The 25107-nt window shown below is 57.9% G+C and carries 23 protein-coding genes; 8 read left to right on the top strand and 15 right to left on the bottom strand.

The window, feature by feature from the left end:
- Positions 1-18: 18 nt before the first annotated feature.
- From R0I78_RS04515 to R0I78_RS04505, 3 genes are all read right to left on the bottom strand, one after another.
- Positions 19-1173, bottom strand: a complete 1155-nt coding sequence (locus R0I78_RS04515; protein ID WP_317074477.1) for an acyl-CoA dehydrogenase family protein — start codon at positions 1171-1173, stop codon at positions 19-21.
- A gap of 373 nt (positions 1174-1546) precedes the next feature.
- Positions 1547-3040 (bottom strand): CoA-acylating methylmalonate-semialdehyde dehydrogenase, encoded by a 1494-nt coding sequence (locus R0I78_RS04510; protein ID WP_317074476.1) that lies wholly within the window; start codon positions 3038-3040, stop codon positions 1547-1549.
- Positions 3041-3049: 9 nt separating this feature from the next.
- A complete protein-coding gene (locus R0I78_RS04505) occupies positions 3050-4237 on the bottom strand; it encodes an acetyl-CoA C-acyltransferase (RefSeq protein ID WP_317074475.1) in 1188 nt (395 codons plus the stop codon).
- A gap of 110 nt (positions 4238-4347) precedes the next feature.
- On the opposite strand from R0I78_RS04505, the gene R0I78_RS04500 reads away from it, so the two are divergent.
- The 5 genes from R0I78_RS04500 to R0I78_RS04480 are packed head-to-tail and all read left to right on the top strand — an operon-like array spanning position 4348 to position 10767.
- Positions 4348-5511, top strand: coding sequence for an isovaleryl-CoA dehydrogenase (locus tag R0I78_RS04500; protein ID WP_317074474.1), 1164 nt, complete (start codon positions 4348-4350; stop codon positions 5509-5511).
- Positions 5512-5520: 9 nt separating this feature from the next.
- Positions 5521-7125: a carboxyl transferase domain-containing protein gene (locus R0I78_RS04495; RefSeq protein ID WP_317074473.1), complete on the top strand. Its 1605-nt coding sequence runs from the start codon at positions 5521-5523 to the stop codon at positions 7123-7125.
- A gap of 9 nt (positions 7126-7134) precedes the next feature.
- Positions 7135-7926 carry an enoyl-CoA hydratase-related protein gene (locus tag R0I78_RS04490; RefSeq protein ID WP_317074472.1) on the top strand — a complete coding sequence of 264 codons (792 nt, stop codon included), beginning with the start codon at positions 7135-7137 and terminating at the stop codon, positions 7924-7926.
- Entirely contained in the window at positions 7920-9887 is a 1968-nt protein-coding gene (locus R0I78_RS04485; protein WP_317074471.1) for an acetyl/propionyl/methylcrotonyl-CoA carboxylase subunit alpha, read from the top strand. Before R0I78_RS04490 ends, R0I78_RS04485 begins: the two co-directional genes overlap by 7 nt.
- A complete protein-coding gene (locus R0I78_RS04480; RefSeq protein ID WP_317074470.1) occupies positions 9880-10767 on the top strand; it encodes a hydroxymethylglutaryl-CoA lyase in 888 nt (295 codons plus the stop codon). Before R0I78_RS04485 ends, R0I78_RS04480 begins: the two co-directional genes overlap by 8 nt.
- 377 nt (positions 10768-11144) lie before the next feature.
- On the opposite strand, the gene mdh is transcribed toward R0I78_RS04480, so the two are convergent.
- The 5 genes from mdh to R0I78_RS04455 all read right to left on the bottom strand — a co-directional run bounded on the left by mdh (position 11145) and on the right by R0I78_RS04455 (position 15054).
- On the bottom strand, positions 11145-12083 hold the full coding sequence (mdh, locus tag R0I78_RS04475; protein WP_317074469.1) for a malate dehydrogenase: 939 nt from the start codon (positions 12081-12083) through the stop codon (positions 11145-11147).
- 160 nt (positions 12084-12243) lie between these two features.
- Positions 12244-12921: an arginine ABC transporter permease ArtM gene (gene artM / locus R0I78_RS04470; RefSeq protein WP_317074468.1), complete on the bottom strand. Its 678-nt coding sequence runs from the start codon at positions 12919-12921 to the stop codon at positions 12244-12246.
- Positions 12914-13561 carry an arginine ABC transporter permease ArtQ gene (artQ, locus tag R0I78_RS04465; RefSeq protein ID WP_317074467.1) on the bottom strand — a complete coding sequence of 216 codons (648 nt, stop codon included), beginning with the start codon at positions 13559-13561 and terminating at the stop codon, positions 12914-12916. The genes artM and artQ overlap by 8 nt, the downstream gene beginning before the upstream one ends.
- 1 nt (position 13562) lies before the next feature.
- Complete coding sequence (locus tag R0I78_RS04460) at positions 13563-14303, bottom strand: transporter substrate-binding domain-containing protein (RefSeq protein WP_317074466.1); 741 nt, start codon at positions 14301-14303, stop codon at positions 13563-13565.
- 13 nt (positions 14304-14316) lie between these two features.
- Entirely contained in the window at positions 14317-15054 is a 738-nt protein-coding gene (locus R0I78_RS04455; protein WP_317074465.1) for an ATP-binding cassette domain-containing protein, read from the bottom strand.
- Between the two features lie 133 nt (positions 15055-15187).
- On the opposite strand from R0I78_RS04455, the gene argR reads away from it, so the two are divergent.
- Positions 15188-15688, top strand: coding sequence for a transcriptional regulator ArgR (argR, locus tag R0I78_RS04450; protein WP_019933155.1), 501 nt, complete (start codon positions 15188-15190; stop codon positions 15686-15688).
- A gap of 115 nt (positions 15689-15803) precedes the next feature.
- Here the strand turns inward: argR and R0I78_RS04445 are convergent, their stop codons facing one another.
- The 6 genes from R0I78_RS04445 to R0I78_RS04420 all read right to left on the bottom strand — a co-directional run bounded on the left by R0I78_RS04445 (position 15804) and on the right by R0I78_RS04420 (position 22303).
- The gene (locus R0I78_RS04445) at positions 15804-16706 is read right to left on the bottom strand and encodes a Dyp-type peroxidase (protein WP_317074464.1); all 903 of its coding nucleotides are present in this window, start codon (positions 16704-16706) and stop codon (positions 15804-15806) included.
- Between the two features lie 92 nt (positions 16707-16798).
- The gene (locus R0I78_RS04440) at positions 16799-17863 is read right to left on the bottom strand and encodes an ABC transporter ATP-binding protein (protein ID WP_317074463.1); all 1065 of its coding nucleotides are present in this window, start codon (positions 17861-17863) and stop codon (positions 16799-16801) included.
- On the bottom strand, positions 17863-19485 hold the full coding sequence (locus tag R0I78_RS04435) for an iron ABC transporter permease (protein WP_317074462.1): 1623 nt from the start codon (positions 19483-19485) through the stop codon (positions 17863-17865). Before R0I78_RS04435 ends, R0I78_RS04440 begins: the two co-directional genes overlap by 1 nt.
- A 36-nt stretch (positions 19486-19521) precedes the next feature.
- On the bottom strand, positions 19522-20535 hold the full coding sequence (locus tag R0I78_RS04430) for a Fe(3+) ABC transporter substrate-binding protein (RefSeq protein WP_019933151.1): 1014 nt from the start codon (positions 20533-20535) through the stop codon (positions 19522-19524).
- Between the two features lie 191 nt (positions 20536-20726).
- Entirely contained in the window at positions 20727-21953 is a 1227-nt protein-coding gene (locus tag R0I78_RS04425) for an ammonium transporter (protein WP_317074461.1), read from the bottom strand.
- Positions 21954-21964: 11 nt separating this feature from the next.
- Positions 21965-22303 carry a P-II family nitrogen regulator gene (locus R0I78_RS04420; RefSeq protein ID WP_019933149.1) on the bottom strand — a complete coding sequence of 113 codons (339 nt, stop codon included), beginning with the start codon at positions 22301-22303 and terminating at the stop codon, positions 21965-21967.
- A 178-nt stretch (positions 22304-22481) separates the two neighbouring features.
- On the opposite strand from R0I78_RS04420, the gene arfB reads away from it, so the two are divergent.
- Positions 22482-22898, top strand: coding sequence for an alternative ribosome rescue aminoacyl-tRNA hydrolase ArfB (gene arfB / locus R0I78_RS04415; protein ID WP_317074460.1), 417 nt, complete (start codon positions 22482-22484; stop codon positions 22896-22898).
- Positions 22899-22981: 83 nt separating this feature from the next.
- Here the strand turns inward: arfB and R0I78_RS04410 are convergent, their stop codons facing one another.
- On the bottom strand, positions 22982-23338 hold the full coding sequence (locus R0I78_RS04410) for a YacL family protein (protein ID WP_317074459.1): 357 nt from the start codon (positions 23336-23338) through the stop codon (positions 22982-22984).
- 297 nt (positions 23339-23635) lie between these two features.
- Here R0I78_RS04410 and R0I78_RS04405 point away from each other — a divergent pair, with 297 nt between their 5' ends.
- Positions 23636-25033, top strand: coding sequence for a uracil-xanthine permease family protein (locus R0I78_RS04405; RefSeq protein ID WP_019933146.1), 1398 nt, complete (start codon positions 23636-23638; stop codon positions 25031-25033).
- Positions 25034-25107: the final 74 nt, after the last annotated feature.

Below are 25107 nucleotides of genomic sequence, written 5' to 3'. Positions count from 1 at the left end.
TCCTGATAGTTACATTTTTTATTGCAGGTCATCGCCTTCGCTCAGCAGCCGGCGGGCGATCAGCAGTTTCATGATTTCATTGGTGCCTTCCAGAATGCGGTGCACCCGGGTATCGCGCACATGGCGCTCCAATGGATATTCCCGAATATAGCCATAGCCGCCATAAAGCTGCAGCGCCTGATCGCAGACGTTAAAACCCACGTCGGTGGCGAAGCGTTTGGCCATGGCGCAATAAGTAGTGGCATCCGGGTGACTGGCATCCAGCCGGCTGGCGGCCAGCCGTACCAGCTGGCGGGCCGCTACCAGCTCGGTGGCCATATCGGCCAGGGTGAACTGCAGCGCCTGAAACTCCGCCAGTTTGCGGCCAAACTGGCTGCGCTCCTGCAGGTAATTGCGCGCCAGGTTCAGTGCCTGTTGCGCCGTGCCCAATGAGCAGCTGGCGATATTGATACGGCCACCATCCAGCCCCTTCATGGCGAGCTTGAAGCCTTCGCCTTCCCGCCCCAGCAACTGGCTGGCGGGCACCCGCACGCCGTCAAAGGTGACACTGCGGGTGGGCTGACTGTGCCAGCCCATCTTGTCTTCCGGCCGGCCGTACTCAATGCCGGGGCTGCTGGCATCAAGGGCAAAGGCGGAAATGCCGCCGGGGCCTTCGCCGCCGGTGCGGGCCATGACCACCAGCACCTGGGTGCTGCCTGCCCCCGAGATAAACATTTTGCTGCCGGTCAGTTCATAGTGGTCACCCGCTTTTTTCGCCCGGGTTTTCAGGGATGCGGCATCGGAGCCGGCATTGGGCTCGGTAAGGCAATAGGAACCGAGCAAACGGCCACTGATCATGCCTTCCCGCCATTGCTCCCAGACCGCTTTTTCTGCGGTACTGGCAATCATCCAGGTGACCATATTATGAATGGTGAGAAAGGCAGTAGTAGAGGTGCAGCCCATGGCCAGCCGTTCAAAAATCAGGCTGGCATCGAGCCTTGATAAGCCCAGCCCGCCCGCGTCTGCCGGCGTATAAAGCGCACAAAAGCCCAGTTCACCCGCCTGCTGCAGGGTTTCCACCGGAAAGTGATGTTCTTTGTCCCACTCTGCGGCAAAAGGGGCAAGCGCCTTGTCGGCAAACTCTCCCGCCAGCGCCACAAAGGCCCGCTGATCCTCATTCAGTTCAAAGTTCATGGCTCCTCCTGACTGACAACCAAACGTTGACTGCAAATTCCTGCCTGCCTTCGAGCAAAGGGCACTACTTCGCCGACACGCCGTAAACCCCTCCATGGGGGCTCCGCTGCGCCATCCATGGCGCAGAGGGTACGGCGAAGCAGACACCCTTTGCTCTTCGGGAAAATGCCGAGTTGCCTGACGACATTTATAAGGCGACACCGGCATGAAGCGAAGAAGCAGCAGGGATTGCCGGAGCCGACCGTCAAATGCCAGGGATGGCATTTGCCGAGCGCTACATGGATGTACTCGCAGCGTGTCGGCGCAGGTAACCCTGCTGATTCTTCGCTTGGCAGGAGCACCCAAACAGCAGACACTCTTCCCGCTGTGCTCATCATTTCAAATGAATCGACATATTGGGGCCGGCTGCCACATCATCGTCGAACCAGCGGGCGGTAACGGTTTTGGTTTCGGTATAAAAGCGCACCGCCTGTTTACCGTAGGCATGCAAGTCGCCATAAAAAGAGCCGCGCCAGCCGGTAAAGGAAAAAAACGGCAGCGGCACCGGTATAGGCACATTAATGCCCACCTGCCCCACCTGTATCTCTTGCTGGTATTTACGGGCCGCCGCCCCCGAGGCGGTAAAAATGGCGGTACCGTTGCCATAAGGGTTGGCGTTCACCAGGGCAATGGCCTGCTCAAGGCTGTCGGCTGCCATTAACAACAGCACGGGGCCAAAAATTTCTTCGGTATAAATGCGCATGGCAGGGGTGACGCCGGCAAACAGGGTGGGGCCTACCCAATTACCGTCCGGGTGCTCGCTCACGGTACAGTCACTGCCATCCAGAAGACAGTCGGCCCCTTCCTGCTTGCCCGCTGCAATCCGCTCCAGCACCCGTTTTTTAGCGGCTTTACTGATTAACGGACCGTAACCGGCTTGTGGATCATTCCAGACTCCGGGCTGCACCTTCGCCAGTGCTGCTTTAATATTGGGAATCCACGCCTGGGCCTCGCCCACCAGCACGCCTACCGAAATGGCCATGCAGCGCTGGCCGGCAGCCCCCACAGAGGCCCCCACCAGATTGTTGATGGCCTGCAGCTTGTTGGCATCCGGCATCACCACCATATGGTTCTTGGCCCCGGCAAACACCTGCACCCGCTTCAGTTGCTCGGTGGCGGTGCGGTACACATGCCGGCCCACGGCCACCGAGCCCACAAAAGACACGGCAGCAATGTCGTTGTGAGTCAGTAATTGATCCACCACTTCAGGCCCGCCGTGCACAATATTGAGCAGACCGTCAGGTGCTCCCGCCTCCTTGAACAATTGCGCCAGCTCCATGGGCACAAGCGGATCCTGCTCGGACGGTTTAAGTACAAAAGCATTGCCGCAGGCGATGGCCAGCGGAAACATCCACAGGGGGATCATGGCCGGAAAGTTAAAGGGAGTGATGCCCAGACACACGCCCAACGGCTGACTGAAGCTGTAACAGTCCACGCCGGTGGCCACCTCGGTCTGGATTTCTCCCAGGGTCAGTGAGCTGATATTGGCGGCCTGCTCCACCACCTCTATGCCCCGCCACACATCACCTCTGGCATCTTCCAGGGTCTTGCCGGTATCCCGGCTGAGCAGTTGCGCCAGCTCGTCATGGTGCTCCTTGAGCAGGGCCTGGTAGCGCAGCATTAATCGCGCCCGCTCCGGCACCGGCACCCGTTGCCACTGTTCAAAGACGTTTTTTGCCGCCGCTATCGCCGCCTTTACTTCATCAGCGGTGGCACAAGGCAAATGAGCAATCACCTTTTGGCTGGCCGGGTTGGTCACTTCCAGCCACTGCTGTGTTTTGCTTTGCACCATGCTGCCGTTGATCAGCAGCGGAACCTGATAGGCCATGGGTTCACCTCATTCACACAATTCAACGGCCAGCGCCGTGGCCTCGCCGCCGCCAATGCACAGAGCCGCCACTCCGCGCTTGAGCCCACGCTTACGCAGGGCATGAAGCAGGGTCACCACAATGCGGGCACCACTGGCACCGATAGGGTGCCCCAGAGCACAGGCACCGCCATTCACATTCACCTTGTTCGGATCCAACCCCAGCTCTCTGATAGCCAGCAGGGTGACCACCGCAAAGGCCTCGTTGATCTCAAACAAATTCACCTCACTTGCCTGCCAGCCCAGCTGTGGAAGCAATTTCTGAATAGCTCCAATAGGAGCCAGAGTAAATTCGGCAGGCGCTTGTGCATGAGTGGCGTGGCCCACAATGCGCGCCAGCGGTGTTAACCCCAGCTCAGCCGCCCGCTGTGCGGTGGTCAGCAACAGGGCGGCGGCACCGTCGGAAATGGAGCTGGAGTTGGCGGCAGTCACGGTGCCGTTTTGGGCAAAGGCCGGTTTAAGGGTGGGTATTTTTTCCGGGTTTGCCTTGCCCGGCTGTTCATCGGTATCGACGCTGGTTTCTCCGCGCCGGTCAGACACTGTGACCGGGGCAATTTCCTCGCGAAAGTCCCCTTCCATCATGGCCCGCTGCGCTCTGTGCAGTGAAGTAATGGCAAAATCGTCCATCTCGGCCCGGGTCACGCCAAAACGATCCGCTGTGTCTTGAGCAAAGCAGCCCATCAGGCTCCCTTCATAGGCGTCTTCCAGGCCGTCGCAGAACATGTGATCCAGCAACTGGCCGTGGCCCAGCCGCAAACCGGCTCTGGCTTTGGGTATCAGATAAGGGGCCTGACTCATGCTTTCCATGCCGCCGGCCACTATTACCGAGGCCGAGCCCGCCATTAACTGATCATGCGCCAGCATCAGTGCCTTCATACCCGAGCCGCACATTTTGTTCACCGTGGTACAAGGCACCGACACCGGCAAGCCCGCCCTCAGCGCTGCCTGCCGGGCCGGTGCCTGACCCTGACCGGCAGGCAGCACGCAGCCCATGATCACCTCGTCTACTTGACCGGCCTTCACGCCGCTTTTTACCAGTGCCGCCTCAATGGCCACAGCTCCCAGACCATGGGCCGGCTCACTGCTCAGGGTGCCCATCAGGCCGCCCATGGGAGTGCGGGCGCTGGCGGCAATCACAATGGTATGGTTTGTGCTCATGCTGGCCTCATTGCTGAAAATTACGTCACTTGATAAAGCTTAGCCGGCTTCTCCTGACTATAGTTAATGCATTCAAACGAACCCGATTTATTTCATTAACGGGAGGCATGATGGCGTCATATTCCACGCTTGAGCTTGATCTCGGCGATATGCATATCCTGTTGCGTGAGCAGGTGGCCGCCTTTGCCCACAAAGAAATCGCCCCTCTGGCCGAGGCCATTGACAGAGACAACCGCTTTCCTGCCGAGCTCTGGCCAAAGCTGGGCGAAATGGGGTTGTTCGGCATTACGGTGGCAGAAGAGTTTGGTGGGGTGAACATGGGTTATCTGGCTCATGTGCTGGCCATGGAGGAGATCAGCCGGGCCTCGGCCTCGGTGGGGCTGTCTTACGGCGCTCACTCCAATCTGTGTGTCAATCAAATTCACCGCCATGGCAGTAAGGAGCAACAACACAAATACCTGCCCGCCCTGCTCAGCGGTGAGCATATCGGTGCCCTTGCTATGTCCGAGCCCGGGGCCGGCTCCGACGTAGTGGCCATGAAGCTCACCGCCCGCCGCGACGGCGATCACTTTGTGCTGAACGGCAACAAAATGTGGATCACCAATGGCCCCGATGCTCATATGTTTGTGGTGTATGCCAAAACCGCTCCGCAGGCAGGAACAAAGGGCATCAGTGCCTTTATTGTGGACGCTGGTACCCCCGGATTTTCCACCGCGCAAAAGCTCGACAAGCTGGGCATGCGCGGCTCCAACACCTGTGAACTGGTATTTCAGGACTGCCGGGTGCCCGCCGCCAATCTGCTGGGGCCGCTGAACGAGGGCGTAAAAGTGCTGATGAGCGGCCTGGATACCGAGCGGCTGGTGCTGGCCGGCGGACCGCTGGGCATTATGGCGGCGGCCATGGATCTGGTGGTGCCCTATGTGCGCGAGCGCAAGCAGTTTGGCCGGGCCATTGGCGAGTTTCAGCTGGTGCAGGGCAAGCTGGCTGATATGTACACCCGCATGAACGCCGCCCGCTGTTACACCTACATGACCGCCATGGCCGCCGACAAAGGCAGGCTCAGCCGCCAGGACGCCGCCGGCGTGATTCTGCTGGCAGCCGAAACGGCTACTCAGGTAGCCCTGGATGCCATTCAGCTGCTGGGCGGCAACGGCTATATCAATGAGTACTCCGCCGGCCGCCTGCTGCGGGACGCCAAGCTCTACGAAATCGGTGCCGGCACCTCGGAGATTCGGCGCATGCTGATTGGCCGGGAGCTGGTGCGCGAACCTTAAGGAGCCGTTATGACCCAGTTTGTCAGCCGGGTACAGCCGGCGTCAGCAGAGTTTATTGCCAACCAGGCCGCCATGGCCGCCGAGGTGGCCGCCCTGCGGGAACAGGTAGCCGTCATTGCCGAAGGGGGCGATGCCGAAAGCCGGCAGCGCCACCATGCCAGAGGCAAGCTGCTGGCACGGGAGCGCATTGCCGCCCTGCTGGATGAGGGCGCGCCCTTTCTTGAGCTGTCGCAACTGGCGGCGCTCAACGTATATGACGAGCCGGTGCCGGCGGCGGGCATTATCACCGGCATTGGCCGGGTCAGCGGTGTGGAGTGCATGATTGTGGCCAACGATGCCACCGTCAAGGGCGGCACCTATTACCCGCTCACGGTAAAAAAACACCTGCGGGCACAGACCATTGCCGAACGCTGCCGCCTGCCCTGCCTGTATCTGGTGGACTCCGGCGGCGCGCATCTGCCCAGCCAGGACGAAGTCTTCCCGGACAGAGAGCACTTTGGCCGCATCTTTTTTAATCAGGCGCGCATGTCTGCCGCCGGCATTCCTCAGCTGGCGGTGGTCATGGGTCTGTGCACCGCCGGCGGAGCCTATGTACCGGCCATGGCGGACGAGTCTATTATGGTGCGCAATCAGGCCACCATTTTTCTGGGCGGTCCGCCTCTGGTAAAAGCCGCCACCGGCGAAGTGGTCAGCGCCGAAGAGCTGGGCGGTGCCGGTGTACACACAAAGCAGTCAGGCGTGGCAGATCATGCTGCCGATAACGACCACCAGGCGCTGGCCCGGGCCCGCCGGCTGGTGGCCAATCTCAATCACTGCGCCGTTCCCGCACCGCCTCACGAGCCAGCTCTGCCACGCTACTCAATGGATGAGCTTTACGGCATTGTCGGCACCGATTTGCGCAAACCCTTTGACGTGCGGGAAGTGATTGCCCGGCTGGTAGATGACTCTGTGCTGGACGAGTTCAAGCACGACTATGGCTCCACTCTGGTGACCGGCTTTGCCCGCCTGCACGGCTATCCGGTAGGTATTATTGCCAACAACGGCATTCTGTTCAGCGAATCGGCCCAGAAGGGCGCGCACTTTATCGAGTTGTGCTGTCAGCGCCATATTCCGCTGCTGTTTCTGCAGAACATCACCGGCTTTATGGTGGGCAAAAAATACGAGGCCGAAGGCATTGCCAAACACGGTGCCAAGCTGGTGACCGCCGTGGCCTGCGCCAGCGTACCGAAAATCACGCTGATCATCGGCGGCAGCTTTGGTGCCGGTAACTACGGCATGTGCGGCCGGGCCTATGATCCGGACTTTTTGTGGTGCTGGCCCAATGCCCGCATTTCGGTCATGGGCGGTGAGCAGGCCGCCGGCGTGCTGGCTACTGTGCGCCGGGATGCGCTTGCCAAGGCCGGTAAAGACTGGTCCGCCGAAGACGAAGCCGCCTTCAAGGCCCCCATTATCGAACGCTATGAGCAGCAGGGGCATCCCTGGTATGCCAGCGCCCGACTATGGGACGACGGTGTGATTGACCCCAAAGACAGCCGCACCGTGCTGGTCATGAGCCTGGCGCTGGCAAGCAATCGCACACAAGCCCCCACCCGCTTTGGCGTGTTTCGCATGTAAGGAGGCGTCATGTCCGAACCCGTGTTGCTGCAAGCCGCCGGCCAGGGCGTTTGGCAGCTGGTGCTGAATAACCCCGAACGCTGCAATGTGCTGAACGACGCCACCATTGACGCCTTTCATGACCGCCTGAGCGAAGCCGAGGCCAAGCCAGCGCTGCGCCTGCTGGTGCTGAAAGCCGAGGGCAGGCACTTTTGCGCCGGGGCGGATCTGGGCTGGATGCAGCGGGCCGCCGCGTTACACTCACCACAAAACCGTGCCGATGCCGCCCGGCTCGCCGAGCTACTGTGGCGGCTGGATCGCTTTGCCCAACCCACTCTGGCACTGGTGCAGGGCGCGGCCTACGGCGGTGCCCTGGGGCTGGTGTGCGCCTGCGATATGGTAATGGCCGCCGATGACGCCCGCTTCAGCCTGAGCGAAACCCGGCTCGGGCTGATCCCCGCCACCATCTCCCCCTATGTGCTGCGGGTGCTCGGTGCCCGTCAGGCACGGCGCTATATGCTGAGTGCCGAGGTGATTGACGCGGCCACCGCCGAACGGCTGGGGTTGGTGCATGAAGTGACCACACAGCCTTTGCAGCAGGCCGCCGCCCCCGTCATTGAAGCGCTGCTGCGGGGCGGCCCGCAGGCACAAATCGCCACCAAAGATCTGATCCGGGACTATGCCGGCCAACCGGTAAGCCGGGCTTTGGTCACTGACAGCGCTGCGCGCCTGGCCTCCCTGCGCGTGACCGATGAGGCTAAAGAAGGGCTGGCCGCCTTTCTGGAAAAACGCAAGCCAAGCTGGGAGGACGACGTATGCTGACCAGACTACTGGTGGCCAACCGGGGCGAAATTGCCTGCCGGGTGCTGCGCACCGCGCGCCGGCTGGGGCTGCACACCATAGCCGTGTATTCCGATGCCGACCGCCATGCCCTGCATGTGGCCATGGCCGACGAGGCCTGGTGCATAGGCCCGGCACCGGCGGTAAAGAGTTACCTTAATCAGTCGGCGCTGCTGGAAATCGCCAGCGCCTGCGGCGCCGATGCCGTGCACCCGGGTTATGGTTTTCTGTCGGAAAACGCCGGTTTTGCCCAGGCCTGTGCCGACACCGGCCTGATATTTGTGGGTCCGTCTCCATCCGCCATTGCCGCCATGGGCGACAAGGCCGCCGCCAAGGCGCTGATGGCGGCGGCTGGTGTGCCCCTGGTGCCCGGCTATCATGGCGATGAGCAAAGTAATGAACGGCTGAAAGCCGAGGCCGATAGCTGCGGCTATGCGCTGTTGCTGAAAGCCGTGGCCGGCGGCGGTGGCAAGGGCATGCGCATTGTGCACAACCCCGCCGGGTTCGAGGAAGCGCTGGCCGCCGCCCGGCGCGAGGCAAAAGCCGCCTTTGGCAACGACGCCATGCTGCTGGAGCGCTACCTGCCCGAAGCCCGCCATGTGGAGGTGCAGGTATTTTGCGATGCCCACGGCAACGGTATTTACCTTTCGGAGCGGGACTGCTCGGTACAGCGCCGCCATCAGAAAATTCTGGAAGAAGCCCCCGCTCCCGGCCTGAGCCAGGCCACCCGCACCGCCATGGGCGAAGCCGCGGTACGTGCCGCCAAGGCCATCGGCTATCGCGGGGCCGGCACCGTGGAGTTTCTCTATACCGAGGACGGCCACTTTTACTTTATGGAAATGAACACCCGGCTGCAGGTGGAGCACCCGGTAACGGAACTGATTACCGGGCTGGATTTGGTGGAATGGCAGCTGCGGGTGGCGGCGTGCGAGCCCCTGCCGCTCACTCAGGACCAAATCACGCTGCGCGGCCATGCGGTGGAAGCCCGCATCTACGCCGAAGACGCCGAGCACGGTTTTCTGCCCGCCGCCGGCACCCTGCATGTGCTGCGCGAGCCCGCCACCTCAAGCCGGATACGCCTAGACACCGGCGTGCGTGAGGGCGATGAAGTAGGCATTTATTATGATCCGCTGATCGCCAAGCTGATCGTCCACGATCAAAGCCGGGAAGCCGCATTAAACCGGCTGGCACAGGCACTGGCGCAATATCGTATTGGCGGGGTGAAAACCAATATCGGCTTTTTGCATCGTCTGTGCCGACATTCGGCCTTTGTCAACGAAGAGCTGCACACTCAGTTTATTAAGCAGCATGAGTCCAGCCTGTTTAGCGCCCCGGCTCTTGCCAACGGTGAGGTACTGGCATTGGGGGCGCTGGCACATGTGCTTGGCCTGCCACAAAACAGCTCCTCGCCCTTTGCCGCCGCCACCGGCTGGCGGCTGAACCAGCCTGCGGCTTACTCACTGCGGCTGGACTATGGCGGCGAGTGTTATGCAATCACACTGACCGCCACCGAAGCCGGCTGGCGGGCAGGAGTAAATGAGCAAACCTTTGATCTGCAGGGCGAGCTGGCTGGTGAGCAGCTGAGAGCCATGGTGAATGATCGCCGGATCAGCCTGCATATAGCCAGTATCGATGCTCACCTCTGGCTGTTTTATCAGGGGCAACGCTTTGATTTACGCAAAGTAGCCGACGAAGCCGGAGCCACTCAGCACAGCGCCGGCGGCAGCCTGACCGCGCCCATGCCCGGGCTGGTGGCTGAGCTGAAGGTAGCCGAAGGCGACCGGGTCGCCGAGGGGCAGACCCTGCTGGTGCTGGAAGCCATGAAAATGGAGCATCCCATTCGCGCGCCCATGGCGGGCACAGTGGCGGCCATTCACTTTCGCGCCGGCGAGCAGGTGAGCGAAGGCGACGAGCTGTTACGGCTGGAGCCTGACAATGGATAAGGTCAAACTGGTGGAAATGGGCCCCCGGGACGGCCTGCAGAACGAGCCGGCGCAAGTGCCCACTGCGGTAAAAATCGAGCTGGTGCAGCAGCTGGCGGAGTGCGGCCTCACCCATATCGAGGCGGCCAGCTTTGTCTCCCCCAAATGGGTGCCGCAAATGGCCGATGGCAGTGAGGTGTTAACCGGCCTTAGCCGCAAGCAAGGCGTGGTCTATTCGGCGCTGACGCCCAACCTGAAAGGTCTTGAAGCGGCCCTGGCCGCCGGTGCCGATGAAGTGGCGGTGTTTACCGCCGCGTCCGAACGCTTCTGCCAGAAAAATATCAACTGCTCGGTGGCGGAGAGTCTGGCGCGTTTTGAGCCGGTACTGCAGCTGGCCCGTGAGCGCGGCGTGCGGGTGCGGGGCTATGTTTCCACTGTGCTGGGCTGCCCTTACGAAGGCGACATTGCCCCCGCCGCCGTGGCCCGGGTGGCTGGTGAGCTGTACCGCCTGGGCTGTGATGAAATCTCTCTCGGCGATACCATAGGTACCGGCACCCCGAACAAGGCCATTGCGATGCTGTCGGCGGTACGTCAGGAAGTGCCTCTGCTGCGGCTGGCAGCTCACTTTCACGATACCTACGGCCAGGCGCTGGCCAACCTTTATGCGTTGCTGGAGCAAGGGTTGCGGATTATCGACAGCTCGGTGGCGGGTCTGGGCGGTTGCCCCTATGCAAAAGGTGCTAGCGGCAACGTGGCCAGCGAAGATGTGGTTTATCTGCTCCACGGCCAGGGCCTGGACACGGGAGTGGATCTCGATCGGCTAGTGCACACCGGCCGCTGGATCAGCCGGCAGCTAGGCCGGGAAAACGGTTCAAAAACCGGGCGCGCCTGGAATAGTTAAAGCTGAAATATCGCAATACGAAGCAGCAATGAGGTTGCGCTCCGCCGACACGCTTCGAGCACATCCATGTGGCGCTCGAAAATGCCATCCATGGCATTTAATGGTCGGCTACGGCAATCCCCACTGCTGCTTCGGGCAACATCGGCGTTGTCTGCTTGCTTTCAGTCAACTCAATGCGCTCCGAGGAGGGCAAAGGGTGTCTGCTTCGCCGTGCCCTTCGCGCCAAGGATGGCGCGACGGAGCGTACAGGGAGGTATTCACAGCGTGCCGGAGAAGCAGTGCGCTTTGTCCGACGAAAATGCACAATACTGCAAACGCTTGGGTATAACGAAAAAAGGGAGCCAAAGCTCCCTTTTTGAGTGTTTAACCCGTAAACCTTACTGGTTAACGAACTCCACACCTTTCTCAATGTCGCCACGCAGGGTTTCCAGCATGCCGTCCATTGCAGACTTTTCAAACGCGCTGAGTTCGCCGTAGGGCAGTACTTTTTCTACACCGTTCTTGCCAAGCAGAACCGGCTGGGCGAAGAATTCAGCGTGTTCGCTGCCGCCGTCTACATAGGTGCACTCAACCACGTTGGCTTCACCCTGCATGGCTTTCACCAGAGACAGCGCGAAACGGCAGGCTGCCTGACCCATGGACAGAGTAGCAGAGCCGCCGCCGGCCTTGGCTTCTACCACTTCGGTACCGGCGTTCTGAATGCGGTAGGTCAGCTTCTCGATTTCTTCGTCGGAGAAGGAAGCGCCTTCTACCTGAGACAGCAGCGGCAGTATGGTCACGCCGCTGTGGCCACCGATTACGGGAACCTTGACGTCGGCCACATTCAGGCCCTTGGCTTCCGCCACAAAGGTCTCGGCACGGATCACGTCCAGAGTAGTGATACCGAACAGCTTGTTCTTGTCGTAGATGCCGGCTTTTTTCAGTACTTCGGCAGCGATGGGAACCGTGGTGTTCACCGGGTTGGTGATGATGCCGATGCAGGCTTTGGGGCAGGCAGCCGCGGCTTTTTCAATCAGGTTTTTCACAATGCCGGCGTTCACGTTGAACAGGTCGGCACGATCCATGCCCGGCTTACGGGCTACACCGGCAGAGATCAGCACAATGTCGGCACCGGTCAGGGCCGGAGTGGGATCTTCACCACCAAAACCAACCACGTTAACAGCGGTAGGAATGTGGCTCAGATCGGCGGCTACACCGGGAGTCACGGGAGCAATATCGTACAGGCTCAGTTCAGAGCCGGCAGGCAGGTTGTTCTTCAACAGCAGGGCGAGAGCCTGACCGATACCACCGGCAGCTCCTAGTACGGCAACTTTCATAACTGAACTCCGTTTATAATTGAATAGTTATACGTTTCCTGGGCTTTAGCAAAATAGCGAAACAGCCGTTCAAACACAATGCCCAGGCCAATCAAATGTTATGGTTCTGTGAGCCAACGCAGCACGCAACAGCAGCGCGGTTGTGCTACGCCGACACGCGTTACCCCTGCTGCTGAAACGCCAGCGCGCGCTGTTCCAGCAGGCGGAACAACCAGGTCAGCAGGCTGTTCATCAGCAGATAGATGGCACCGGCCACGCCGAACACCGCCAGGGTGTCGTAGGTCTGACCGTTGATGCGCTGGGCCAGACCCATTATGTCCATAATGGAGATGGTACTGGCCAGCGAGCTGCCCTTCAGTACCAGCACCACTTCATTGGAATAGGCCGGGATCACCCGGCGCATGGCATGGCGCAGCTTGACGCTTAAGGTCTGCCATTCATTCATGCCCAGCGCCCGGCAGGCCAGGGTTTCCCCTTTCGGCACCGCATCCAGCGCGCCTTTGAACAGCCGGCAGGTATAGGCGCCGGCATTCATGCCCAGGGCCAAAATGGCGCAGAACATGGGCTCACGCAAATAGGTCCAGGCCCAGCTTTGCTTGATCCAGTCAAACTGGGCCGGACCGTAATAGATCAAAAAAATCTGCACCAGCAGCGGTGTGCCGGTGATCAGCAGCAAGTAGCCTTCTGCCAGCCAGTGGGCAAGCGGCACCCGCTTGTCCAGCACCCAGGTCAGCACCAGGGCAATGACCAGCCCCAGCAATAAACCGGCACCGGTGATCAGCAGGGTGATCTGCAGACCTTCCAGCAGGGTCATGCCGTAATCCAGTAATTTAGTCATAGCGGGTTACCCTCGCCTGCAGCCGTTTCAGCCCCTGTTGGCTGACCAGGGTAATGGTCAGATAAATCAGCGCCGCCAGCGCATACCAGGTAAAGGGCTCATAGGTACTGGCCGCCGCCGATTTGGCCTGATGCATGAGATCGTGCACGCCAATCAGGGATACCAACGCCGTGTCTTTCAGCAGCACCAGCCACTGGTTGCTGAGGCCTGGCAGAGCATGCCGCCAGGTTTGCGGCAGCACGATACGAAAAAAGGTATACAAGGGCGGCAACCCCAGCGCCTGCGCCGCCTGACGCTGACCGCGGGAAACCGCATTGAGTGCCCCTCGCAGGGTTTGTGCGGCATAGGCAGCAAACAGCAGCGACAGCGCGGTCACCCCGCACCAGAAAGGGCTGAATTCAATATATTCACCGGTTAACAGGAACAATACCTGAGTCGAGCCGAAGTAAATAAAGAACACCACCAGAATTTCCGGCAGGCCTCTGAGCACGGTTGTTAGAGCAAAGGCCGGCAGCCGAAGCAGCCGCCAGCGACTCATCTCGGCACCGCACAACAGAACGGCGAGCACCATGCCCACCGCCAGCGATACCAATGCCAGCCCGAGGGTCATCAGGCCGGCATTCAATAAATGATTCATCATCTTATTTGGGGAAGTACTTACTGTAGAGGCGGTCGTAGGTGCCGTTTTCCTTCAGCTCGGCCAGGCCCTGGTTCAGCTTGTTCAGCAGTTCCTGGTTGCCCTTGGTCACGGCAATGCCAAAACCGGTGCCGAAGTAGTTGTCGTCGGTCACGGCATCGCCCACCACTTCATAGCCGGTATTTTTGCCCAGCCAGTCGCCTACCACGGCGGTATCGGCAAACACGGCTTCAATGCGGCCGTTGGTCATGTCCAGCAGACCGTCCTGCACGCTTTGGTAAGGGCGCGGCTTCAGACCTTCACCTTCCAGATTGTCCTGAATGTATTTCTGGTGAGAAGTACCGTTCTGCACGCCCACGGTCAGGCCTTTCAGCTCATCAATGCTGCTGAACTTGTCATTCGGGGCCACAAATACCGCGGAGTTTTCGTAATAAATATCACTGAAGTCTACCTGCTCGGCACGCTCGGGGGTGATGTCCATGGCGGCAATGGCAGCATGATAACGCTTGAACTTGAGGCTGGGGATCAGGCTGTCAAAGGCCTGATTGTGAAAGCTGCACTCAAGCTCCGCCACCTCACACAGGGCCTTGGCCAGCTCAATATCAAAGCCCTGCATTTCGTTGTTGTCATCAACAAACTCAAAGGGAGGGTAAGCGGCGTTGGTCACAAACTTTACTTCATCGGCCAGAGCAGCAGTACTGCCAAAGGTGGCCAGCAGGGCAACAGACAACAGGGTCTTTTTCATGAGTATGTCCTTATTAATGAGTCAGAAATTCCGCCAGACGCTGGGTCTGAGGATGGTCAAGCAAGCCGGCATTGCCGTATTCCACCAGCTTACCCTGCTCGAGATAGGCCACCCTGGTGGCTACCCGGCGGGCAAAATTCACTTCGTGGGTCACTATAACCTGAGTAATGCCGGTTTTACCCAGCTGTAAAATGATCTCGGCCACTTCTTTGGTAATTTCCGGATCCAGCGCTGCCGTAGGCTCGTCAAACAACAAGACATCGGGGTTCATCATCAGCGCCCGGGCAATAGCCACCCGTTGCTGCTGCCCGCCAGAAAGCGCGCCGGGCCAGGCATGGCGCTTGTCGGCCAGCTTTAACTGCGTCAGCAGTTGCACCGCTTTTTGCTGAGCCTCTGCCTTGCTCATGCCCAATACCTTGCAGGGCGCTTCCAGCAGGTTTTGCTCAACAGTGAGGTGTGGCCAGAGGTGATATTGCTGAAACACCATGCCCACCTTGCTTCGCAGCAGCTGCGCCCGCTTTGACAGCCGGCCATTGTTATCGGCAGGAAAGCTGAACTGCTCGCCGGCAATCGCCAAAGTGCCGGAGTCCGGAATATCCAGCAGGTTCATCAACCGAAGCAAAGAGCTTTTTCCTGCTCCGCTAGGGCCAAGCAGCACTAATGTCTCTCCGGCATCGCATTGCAGCGAAACCTGGCTTAAAATTTCCTGACCAGACCAGGACTTGTTTATGCCGCTGAATTCTATGCCCATGCGCTATATTCACTTCATTCGTCAGAGTCTTTGGCTGATTTTATTTTGCAATATTGTTAATGCAAGCTAATTTTGCATCTTTATGCAAGATAAATGACTATTCCTTGATAAAACCCTATAACGGATAGACAATATGCCCCATTCACTCACGCTTGGTCGACTGCAAAAAATGAACGAAAAACAGGAACAGCTGGTCAAGGCGTTCAAGGCGCTGCTGAAAGAGGAGCGTTTCGGCTCTCAGGCGGAAATCGTTAATGCCCTGCAGGAGCTGGGGTTTGAAAACATTAACCAGTCCAAGGTGTCGCGCATGCTGAGCAAGTTCGGCGCTGTGCGCACCCGCAATGCCAAGATGGAAATGGTCTATTGCCTGCCGGTGGAGCTGGGCGTGCCTACTTCCAGCAGCCAGCTGAAGAACCTGGTGCTGGACGTGGGCCATAACAGTGCGCTGATCGTGATCCACACCAGCCCAGGCGCAGCCCAGCTGATTGCCCGCATGCTCGACTCTCTGGGCCGGGCCGAAGGCATTCTCGGCACCATTGCCGGCGATGACACCATCTTCATCACGCCCACCATGGAAACCCCCATCGAAGAGCTGCACCAGAGTGTGCTGGAGCTGTTCGAGCAATACGTCTGACGCCTGCGGCGAGCCGGAAGCCAGTAGGCCCGGTTTTAACCGGGCAGCAGTGCCATCATCAGGCATGGTTTGCCCGAATAAATTCGGGCCTACAGACCCAGCCATTCCCTGTTCCCTAATCCCCGTTTTTTTCCAGCCAGTCTTCCGACGGCGCGAAAAACGCCGCGCCGGTTTTGGCCTCAGTAAACAACGTTAAATGATCAAAATGGCCGTTGTTGTCTTTGCGGTACATGCTTTCCAGCATGGCGGTAAAGTGGCGCGGCGTATTGCAACAGGAAATAAATACCAGCCCCTGCTCGGTGGCGCTGCCCCAGGGCATGCTCTGGCGCAGAATTTCCATGCTGCGGCCCGTTTCGTCTTTCAGACTGGTGCGCCTGGTATGGGCGGTGGGTGCCTTGTCGGAGGAAGCAAATTCAATATTGTCGGCCTTGGTGCGGCCATAAATGGCTTCCTGCGACGACAGGCTCAGCTTTTGCCAGCGGTTCATACGGTGATGAAAACGCTGCACATGCACATAGCTGCCGCCGGCAAAGGGGCCATCAGCCAGCAGTGCCACGCTGGCTCTGTCTTCGCCTTGCGGGTTTTCGGTGCCGTCCACAAAGCCGGTCATATCGCGACAGTCGAGATAACGGAAGCCCTGGCGCTCGTCCTGCACGTTCACCAGCCCGGCCAGCAGCGCCATTACCCGCTGAACGCCGATATAGGCCACATCCAGCCGGTCGGCTCGCAATTGTACAAAGAGATCGGCCGGAGTTTCCGGTGCAGCGTCTCCCTGCGCGGGAAAGGCGGTCAGTTCGGGCGGGCGGGCATCAGAATAGAGGTTATCCCAGACCCGGTTACCAATGGCTACCAGGCCGGAAAAAGCGGCGTCGGCATAGCTGCTTTCCAGCTCACGCCACAAGGCGGGCAGCCGGGCCAGCGCGGCTGTTACGGCAGCGTGACTGCCCGGCACTATATTCAGGAACAGGTAATGGGCATGCAGATTGGGTTCGGCACAAATGCCGGCTTGTGCTGTCATAATGGCTTATCCGTTACTTCGAAAGAGCCTAATATAACAACAAAAACAGGGATTAGGGACTGGGTTACAATCCCTAATCCCCATTCCCGCAGTTAAGCGACTGCCTGCCGGCGCTGGGCTTGTTCAGAAAAAAAGGTCAGAGCATGTGGGGTTACACTTACCTGTACCCGGCTGACAGCAGGCAGCGGCTCGTTAATACTTACTTCAAGGGTCAGCCCATGGCATTCCACCAGGCAGCGGGTATGGGCACCAAGAAACTGCTGCTCCAGCACGCGGCCATTGCCCTGTTCATGCTCGGTCAGTTGTATCTGGCGCGGACGCAGCAACAAACGGCCTTCACTACCCGGCTCGGCATCAAGCTCCACCTGGCTTTCAATGGGACCGATGGGAGTAACCAGGGTATGGCGGTTATGCACCGTGGCCGGAACATAGTTACTCTGGCCGAGAAAGTCGGCCACAAAGGGCGTTTGCGGATGCTGATACAGGGTTTGCGGCCGGCCCACCTGCTCAATTTGCCCTTCCCGGAACAGCGCCAGCTTGTCGGAGAAAGCAAAGGCTTCTTCCTTGCTGTGAGTCACAAAGATGGCACTGATGCCCTGCTCTTTCAGCAGGGTGCGTATTTCTCCAATCAGACGCATACGCACCTGAGTGTCGATATTGGAAAATGGCTCATCCAGCAGCATCAGCTGGGGCTGGCAGATTAATGCCCGGGCAATGGCCACCCGCTGCTGCTGACCGCCGGAAAGCTGATGCGGATAACGATCACCAAGTCCGGCCAGATTAACCAGCGCCAGCACTTCCTTGACCCGGCGCTGAATGAGCGCCTTGTTGCTTTCTTTGCTTTGCAGACCAAAAGCAACGTTTTGCGCCACATCAAGATGAGGAAACAGCGCATAATCCTGAAAAATCATGCCGATATTGCGCTGCTCCGGCACCGTCGCCTGACCGCCGCCATTGACCTGCTGATCATTAATGGTAATTTCACCCTGGGTGACCGGCAGTAAGCCGGCTACAGCTTTCAATAGTGTGGTCTTGCCGCAGCCGCTGGCACCCAGCAGACACATGATCTCATTACGCTCCACATTAAGCGACAGGCCATCAAGCACCGGCTTGCCGTTATAACTGCAACAAATGTCGTGAATAGTCAGTGCCGCCATCAGTGATGTTGCTCCAGTGAACGGTTGAGAAAAATCAGCGGTATCAGGCCTACCAGCACAATCACGATAGCGGGCAGCGCCCCCAGCTCCAGCTGCTCGTCGGACACAAACTGATAGACATAAGTGGCCAGGGTCTGAAAATTAAAGGGCCGCAGTAGCAGCGCCGCCGGCAGCTCTTTCATGCATTCAATAAAGACCAGCAGGGCGCCGGCCAGCATGCCCTTGCGGATCAGTGGCAGATGCACACGCTTGATCATGGCTGCCGGGCCGTAGCCCATGGTCTGGGTTACCATGTCCAGAGACGGCGACACCTTATTCAGGCTGCTTTCTACCGCACCGATGGCCATGGCGCCGAAACGCACCAGATAACCAAAGGCGATGGCCGTCATGGTGCCGGTGAGCAGCAGGCCCGGCTCAGGCAGATTAAACCACAGCGCCATATCGTTAATGGCAAAGTCCAGCATGGTCAGTGGTACCAGCACACCAATGGCCAGCACTGTGCCCGGCAGCGCGTAGCCCATGGACGCCAGCCGCATGGGCAGCACAGTGTAGCGTTTACCTTTTAAACGGTGAGTCATGCCCAGCAGCAGCGCTACCATCAGCGCCAGCACAGCCACCACCACAGACAGCACCAGACTGTTCAGGCTGTATTCAAAGAAACGGCTGTTCCAGGCCTGATCAAAATAACGCACGGCGTGATAACACAAAATACCAAAGGGCAGTAAAAAGCCCAGCCCCACCAGGCTCCAGCAAAACGCCAGCGCTGCCCACTTGCGACCTCCGGCAAGCCGGTAGCCGCTGTCCTGCTCGTGGCCCATGCTTTTCTGAAATACCTGCTGACGCTTGCGGCTCATGCGCTCCATGCTCAGCAACAGCACCACCACCAGCAGCATAATGGCGGAGATCTTGGCTGCCGCCTGCAGACTGCCGTAGCCCAGCCAGGTGTCGTATACCGCTGTGGTCAGAGTATTGACCGCAAAGAAATTCACGGTACCGAATTCAGCCAGGGTTTCCATTGCCACCAGCGACAACCCTACCGCCAGCGCAGGGCGAGCCAGCGGCAGACTGACTCGCCGAAAACTTTGCCAGGGCGTGCACCCCAGCAGCCGGCTGGACTGAATAAGACTGGTAGACTGCTCCAGAAAGGCGGTGCGCCCCAGCAGATAAACATAAGGATAAAGCACCAGCCCCATCACCAGGGCAGCGCCCCCCAGGGTGCGAATGGGAGGAAAGAAATAGTCAGTGGCCGACTGCCAGCCAAACCAGGTTCGAAGGACCTGCTGTACCGGCCCTGAATAATCGAGCAAATCGGTGTAAACAAAGGCGACAATGTAGGAAGGCATGGCCAGAGGCAATATCAGTGCCCATTGCAGTATGCGCTTGCCGGGCAGCTCGCACATGGCCATCAGCCAGGCCGCAGGCAGACCAAATAACAGACTGAGCCCCATGACCAGCAGCACCAGCCAGAAAGTATTGCCAATATAAGCAGGAAGCACAGAAGCCCACAGATGACGGAAGATGTCTTCTGCGGGCAACAGGGCTTCAATAACCAATGCCAGAACCGGCAAGGTCAGTATCAGGGCAATGACCCAGCTACTGACCGTCCAACCATGTCTTTTCATTTACTACTCAAAGCGGGGGAATCTACCCCCGTCTTTTTACAGATCGTATTTCACTTCGTCTACCAGCTTGATCGCGTCTTTGGCATGTTTGGCCACATCGGCCAGCGGCAGAGTATCGGATTTGAAGTCACCCCAGCCTTTTACCAGCTCGGACGGTTCCACACCCGGCTTAACCGGATATTCATGGTTGGCAGAAGCATACAGGTGCTGGGCTTCATCACCGGCCAGGAATTCCATCAGTTTAAGAGCGGCGTCCTTGTTCTTGGCATGCTTGGCCATGGCTACCGCAGAGATGTTCACATGCGTGCCGCGACCATCCTGATTGGGGAAGTTGATATAAACCGACTCGGCCGCCTCACGCTGATCGTCGTTGGTCAGCATAACGCCATAGTAATAGCTGTTGCCCAGGGCATAATCGCACACGCCATCATGAATGGCCTTGATCTGATCGCGGTCACCACCCTGAGGCTTGCGTGCCAGGTTGTCTTTCAGGCCCTGCAGCCAGTTTTTGGTGTATTCGGTACCGTGCTCGGCAATCATGGAGGCAGTCAGCGCCACATTGTAGGGATGCTTGCCGCTGCGGGTACAGATTTTCCCTTTATACTTGGGATCCGCCAGCTCTTCGTAGGTGATGTCATCACGCTTGCCTACCCGGTCAACCGAACTGTAAATGGCGCGGGCACGCGTAGTAAGGGCATACCAGCTGCCACCGGCATCACGATACTGGGCCGGAATACTCTCTTCCAGCACATCGCTTTGTACCGGCTGTGTAAGATCGGCATTCACTACTTCCATCAGGCGGCTGACATCCACCGTCAGTACCAGATCCGCCGGAGACAGTCGTCCTTCCCGCTCCAGTCGCTCACCCAGGCCGTCTTTCATAAACACCACATTCACATCAATACCGGTTTCCTCGGTAAAGGTATCCAGAATGGGCTTGATCAGGAATTCCTGACGGTTGGAGTAAACGTTCACTTCTTCAGCAAAGGCCTGAGCAGTAAAGCTGGATGCCAGTAAAGCGGCGGCAGAGAGAACAAACTTTTTGGTCATACACAGTTCCATTTGGTTGACTGAGAATAATTAACGTTTAGAAGTATACAGAGAGCATAACGGGAATCAACTACCAAAGCGTATTGAAATAAGAAAAATTTTCATCTGCAATACGATCTTTTGCAGCGGATCAAAAAAGAGGAGCCGAAGCTCCTCAAAAACAAGACAAACTGCCTCGTGACGTAAAGGCATTAACGGGGCTTGAGCGTCACAAACTCAGGATAGGCATCAATGCCACAGTCAATTTGATCCATGCCCGACAGCTCTTCTTCCTCTCCAACACGAATGCCCATGGTGCGCTTGAGCCCGAACCAGACCAGCAAACTCATTACAAAAGACCAGCCGCCAATCACCAGTATGCCTGCCAGCTGAACAAGGAAACTGGCCTCACCATTGGCCACCGGCACCAGCATCAGGCCCAGCATACCGCATACACCATGAACAGATATGGCACCCACGGGGTCGTCAATACGCAACCGGTCCAGCCCGACAATGGCATACACCACCAGCACGCCGGCCAGCAAACCGATGCAGGCTGCCCACAAGTGTCCGGGCGATAAGGGATCGGCGGTAATTGCAACCAGGCCCGCCAGGGCACCGTTGAGGATCATGGTAAGATCGGCCTTGCCCCAGGTCAGCTTGGTGACCAGCAGCGCACCAATGGCACCGGTAGCGGCAGCGGCGTTGGTGTTCACAAAGATTTTGGCTACGGCGGTGGCGTTCTCGACATCAGACACCAGCAGCTGAGATCCACCGTTAAAACCAAACCAGCCCATCCATAAGATAAAAGTCCCCAGGGTCGCCAGCGGCATGTTGGAGCCGGGAATGGGGTGCACTTCGCCATGCTTGCCATATTTGCCTTTACGCGCACCCAGCAGCAGCACACCTGCCATAGCGGCGGCCGCACCGGCCAGGTGCACAATACCGCTGCCGGCAAAGTCAGTGAACCCCCACTCTGAAAGAAAACCGCCGCCCCAGGTCCAGTAGCCTTCTACCGGATAGATAAAGCCGGTCATAACGACGCTGAAGGCAAGAAAGGCCCATAATTTCATGCGCTCGGCCACTGCACCGGAAACAATGGACATGGCGGTTGCGACAAATACCACCTGAAAGAAAAAGTCAGACTCAAGGGCATGATCCGCGCCTTCAGCCACATTGCCAATCAGGCCGCCTAAGCTTGGCATGACACCGCCTTCAGCGTTATTGACATACATGATGTAATAGCCCACCAGCAGATACATGGTGCAGGCAATGGCAAACAGCAGTATGTTTTTGGTCAGTATTTCGGTGGTGTTTTTGGCCCGTACCAGACCGGCTTCCAGCATGGCAAACCCCGCTGCCATCCACATCACCAGCACACCCGACATCAGAAAGTAAAAAGTATCGAGGGCAAACTTCACTTCGGTTAATGCATCCATGACAAATCCCCTTAAATGGCATCCATGTCCCGCTCGCCGGTGCGAATACGTACCGTTTGCAGCAGGTCATACACAAAAATTTTGCCGTCGCCGATTTTGCCGGTGCCGGCAGCTTCCAGAATGGTTTCAATCACCCGCTCAACCTCTTCACTGTGAGTGGCAATTTCCAGCTTGATCTTGGGCAAAAAATCCACCTGATACTCGGCACCACGATACAGCTCGGTATGGCCCTTCTGACGGCCGAAACCTTTCACTTCCGTTACCGTCATGCCGTCTATGCCCATGGCGGCCAGAGCGGCACGCACATCGTCAAGCTTGAAGGGTTTGATAATGGCGCAAATCATTTTCATCCTGTGTTCCTCGCGCTGTTAAAAGAGTCAGGATGATACTTACAAGCTTTATGCCAGTTTTTTATTTATTTAAATTCAAACACTTACAATAATCAGCATGGATGTTCGCAAAGGCACAATGTTATGCTGGTGCAATAGCAAAGCAATCAGCACCAAAACGGTGCAGAGGAAAGAGAGAATGCTGGAGATATCAGCCCGGGTAAGCATCCCGGATAATGAACTGGAGTTTATTACCATGCGGGCCGGTGGCCCCGGCGGCCAGCACGTTAACAAGACCGACTCTGCAGTGCAGCTGCGCTTTGATTACGCCAACAGCCCCAGCCTGCCCGGCATCTATAAAGAAGCCCTGTCCAGAATGAAGGATCACCGGATATTGCCAAGCGGCCTGATACTGATCAGAGTGGAAAGCGAGCGCAGTCAGCTGATGAATAAGGAAGCCGCCAAAGAAGCGCTGGTGGCCCTGTTACAGAAAGCCGGCAGAGCGGTAAAAGTACGCCGCCCCACCAAACCCAGCAAGGCCGCCAAAGCCAGACGTACCGACAGCAAAACCCACAGGGGCAAGATCAAAAGCGCACGGGGGAAGGTGAAGCTGTAAGCGATCAGCGGGAAGTAAAATTGTCACTCCGGCGAAGGCCGGAGTCCATCACACAAACAACAGCAGCTCCATGCAGCTCCGCTTCAGGCTTGAATAAACGCCTGCCATTGGGTTAGCAGGCGGGCGAGATCGTCCAGGCCGCAGCCGGCGTAGTGGGCGTCATCGTAATAGCTCATGCCCTCTTCCAGCGCCTCGCTGTCAAAAGCCAGACCGTGGCCGGCCAGCTCAGCTTCGCCGTCACTCAGTGCCAGCGTGAATTCGGCATATACCTTACGAAACTCCTCCTGGGGCTGAGCGTCGAGTCGAGTGATGGTATTCAGCAACCATCCTGCTTCAGCCGCTGTTACCTCGTCGGTCAGCCATTGCCCAAAGGCCTCGTGGCCCATCTCGCACCGGGCACGGCAGCGGCCGTCCAGATCACGTAAAAATTCAAATTCCATGGTGCAGCTTTCCGGCACAAAAGAGCGCTATTTTAACGAGGTGGTTCATTCGCTCACAAGTAGCATTCGAGTAAAAAAGCAAAGTGACGAATTTTGTCCCGGTAAACCAACTTTTCGGTCAGGTGATGATAAAGCGAACAAAAAATGCATACATTTTATGCTCGTTTTGCATCCGGTTACTGGTCGTCAGCCTGCTTATCCAGTATCCTATGCGCCCTTCAGCCGAGTGCGTTTTCAACCACAGGCCAGAAATAACCATAACAAAACCAACACCCGTAGATACATACCGGAAAAAATATGTCCAACACGCAGCAATCTTCGCACCAGAGTGATCTGGTGTACCGGCTTCATGACAAGCCGCCGTTTATGCAGTCTCTGTTCGCCGCCATTCAGCACCTGCTGGCCCTGTTTGTCGCGGTAATCACGCCTCCGCTGATCATCTGTCAGGCGCTGGGCATTCCTGCTACCGACACCGCCCATATCATCAGTATGTCGCTGTTTATTACCGGTGTGGCCTCATTTATTCAGATGAAACGGTTTGGTCCTGTGGGCACGGGTTTGCTGTCCATTCAGGGCACCAGCTTTAACTTTCTTGGTCCTATCATTGCCAGTGGTCTGGCCATGAAAGACGGCGGCGTGACCACCGAAGCCATGCTGGCGGCGATTTTTGGTACTGCGCTGCTGGCCGCACCTACCGAGATGATTATTTCCCGTTTTCTGCACCTGGCCCGGCGCATTATTTCCCCGCTGGTCAGCGGCATTATCGTGACCCTGATCGGCCTGACCCTGATCCAGCTGGGCCTCACTTCCATCGGTGGTGGCTTTGGTGCCATGGAAGCCGGTGAATTCGGTTCGCTGGAAAATCTGGCTCTGGCAGGTACTGTGCTTGGCATTATTATTCTGATGAATCGCAGCCGTAATCCTTATATCCGGCTGTCTTCCATTCTGGTGGCCATGGTCGCAGGCACCCTGCTGGCCTGGTATATGGGCAAGCTGGCACCGCTGTCCGGCAGCCTGCCGACCATTGCCCTCCCCATTCCCATGCAATATGGTCTGGGTTTTGATGCATCCCTGTTTATTCCGCTGGTGCTGGTGTATGTGATCACCTCACTGGAAGCCATTGGCGATACCACCGCCACATCGGAAGTCTCCGGCGAACCCGTATCCGGCCCTGTATACATGAGCCGTCTCAAGGGCTGCGTGCTGGGTGATGGTGTTAACTCCTCACTGGCCTCCATCTTCAATACCTTTCCGGTATCCACCTTCAGCCAGAATAACGGCGTGATTCAGATGACCGGCGTGGCCAGCCGCCACGTGGGCTTTTATGTGGCCGGTATTCTGGTGGTAATGGGCCTGTTCCCGGCCATCAGTACTCTGGTGCAGCGCATTCCCGAGCCGGTACTGGGTGGTGCCACTCTGGTAATGTTCGGCTCTATTGCCGCCGCTGGTGTACGTATTCTGTCCCGTGAAAAACTGGATCGCCGCGCCCTGTTCATTATTGCCATTTCCTTTGGCATGGGCCTGGGTATTTCCCAGAAGCCGGACATTCTGCAGTTTATGCCCGACATCATTAAGAACGTGTTTGCTTCCGGCATCTCCGCCGGCGGCATTACCGCCATTGTAATGAACATCATTATGCCGATGGGCAAGCCCGAGACCGACGACGCCGCTGACGCCGAAACTCAGCAGGCGTAATCTATCAGGGAATCGGGATTAGGGACTGGGGGACTGGTGAAAAGCGGTTCCCGGTCCCTTTTTCTTTTCCTGCT

The organism is Oceanimonas sp. CAM02, assembly GCF_032842915.1.
Lineage (GTDB): Bacteria > Pseudomonadota > Gammaproteobacteria > Enterobacterales > Aeromonadaceae > Oceanimonas > Oceanimonas smirnovii.
The sequence above is the reverse complement of the archived record's forward strand: the minus strand, read 5'-3'. Positions and strand labels throughout refer to the sequence as shown.

Excerpts from the sequence above, each read along its gene's own strand:
- R0I78_RS04515 (WP_317074477.1), bottom strand. The coding sequence starts at position 1,173 with ATGAACTTTGAACTGAATGAGGATCAGCGGGCCTTTGTGGCGCTGGCG.
- R0I78_RS04510 (WP_317074476.1), bottom strand. The coding sequence starts at position 3,040 with ATGGCCTATCAGGTTCCGCTGCTGATCAACGGCAGCATGGTGCAAAGC.
- R0I78_RS04505 (WP_317074475.1), bottom strand. The coding sequence starts at position 4,237 with ATGAGCACAAACCATACCATTGTGATTGCCGCCAGCGCCCGCACTCCC.
- R0I78_RS04500 (WP_317074474.1), top strand. The coding sequence starts at position 4,348 with ATGGCGTCATATTCCACGCTTGAGCTTGATCTCGGCGATATGCATATC.
- R0I78_RS04495 (WP_317074473.1), top strand. The coding sequence starts at position 5,521 with ATGACCCAGTTTGTCAGCCGGGTACAGCCGGCGTCAGCAGAGTTTATT.
- R0I78_RS04490 (WP_317074472.1), top strand. The coding sequence starts at position 7,135 with ATGTCCGAACCCGTGTTGCTGCAAGCCGCCGGCCAGGGCGTTTGGCAG.
- R0I78_RS04485 (WP_317074471.1), top strand. The coding sequence starts at position 7,920 with ATGCTGACCAGACTACTGGTGGCCAACCGGGGCGAAATTGCCTGCCGG.
- R0I78_RS04480 (WP_317074470.1), top strand. The coding sequence starts at position 9,880 with ATGGATAAGGTCAAACTGGTGGAAATGGGCCCCCGGGACGGCCTGCAG.
- mdh (WP_317074469.1), bottom strand. The coding sequence starts at position 12,083 with ATGAAAGTTGCCGTACTAGGAGCTGCCGGTGGTATCGGTCAGGCTCTC.
- artM (WP_317074468.1), bottom strand. The coding sequence starts at position 12,921 with ATGACTAAATTACTGGATTACGGCATGACCCTGCTGGAAGGTCTGCAG.
- artQ (WP_317074467.1), bottom strand. The coding sequence starts at position 13,561 with ATGATGAATCATTTATTGAATGCCGGCCTGATGACCCTCGGGCTGGCA.
- R0I78_RS04460 (WP_317074466.1), bottom strand. The coding sequence starts at position 14,303 with ATGAAAAAGACCCTGTTGTCTGTTGCCCTGCTGGCCACCTTTGGCAGT.
- R0I78_RS04455 (WP_317074465.1), bottom strand. The coding sequence starts at position 15,054 with ATGGGCATAGAATTCAGCGGCATAAACAAGTCCTGGTCTGGTCAGGAA.
- argR (WP_019933155.1), top strand. The coding sequence starts at position 15,188 with ATGCCCCATTCACTCACGCTTGGTCGACTGCAAAAAATGAACGAAAAA.
- R0I78_RS04445 (WP_317074464.1), bottom strand. The coding sequence starts at position 16,706 with ATGACAGCACAAGCCGGCATTTGTGCCGAACCCAATCTGCATGCCCAT.
- R0I78_RS04440 (WP_317074463.1), bottom strand. The coding sequence starts at position 17,863 with ATGGCGGCACTGACTATTCACGACATTTGTTGCAGTTATAACGGCAAG.
- R0I78_RS04435 (WP_317074462.1), bottom strand. The coding sequence starts at position 19,485 with ATGAAAAGACATGGTTGGACGGTCAGTAGCTGGGTCATTGCCCTGATA.
- R0I78_RS04430 (WP_019933151.1), bottom strand. The coding sequence starts at position 20,535 with ATGACCAAAAAGTTTGTTCTCTCTGCCGCCGCTTTACTGGCATCCAGC.
- R0I78_RS04425 (WP_317074461.1), bottom strand. The coding sequence starts at position 21,953 with ATGGATGCATTAACCGAAGTGAAGTTTGCCCTCGATACTTTTTACTTT.
- R0I78_RS04420 (WP_019933149.1), bottom strand. The coding sequence starts at position 22,303 with ATGAAAATGATTTGCGCCATTATCAAACCCTTCAAGCTTGACGATGTG.
- arfB (WP_317074460.1), top strand. The coding sequence starts at position 22,482 with ATGCTGGAGATATCAGCCCGGGTAAGCATCCCGGATAATGAACTGGAG.
- R0I78_RS04410 (WP_317074459.1), bottom strand. The coding sequence starts at position 23,338 with ATGGAATTTGAATTTTTACGTGATCTGGACGGCCGCTGCCGTGCCCGG.
- R0I78_RS04405 (WP_019933146.1), top strand. The coding sequence starts at position 23,636 with ATGTCCAACACGCAGCAATCTTCGCACCAGAGTGATCTGGTGTACCGG.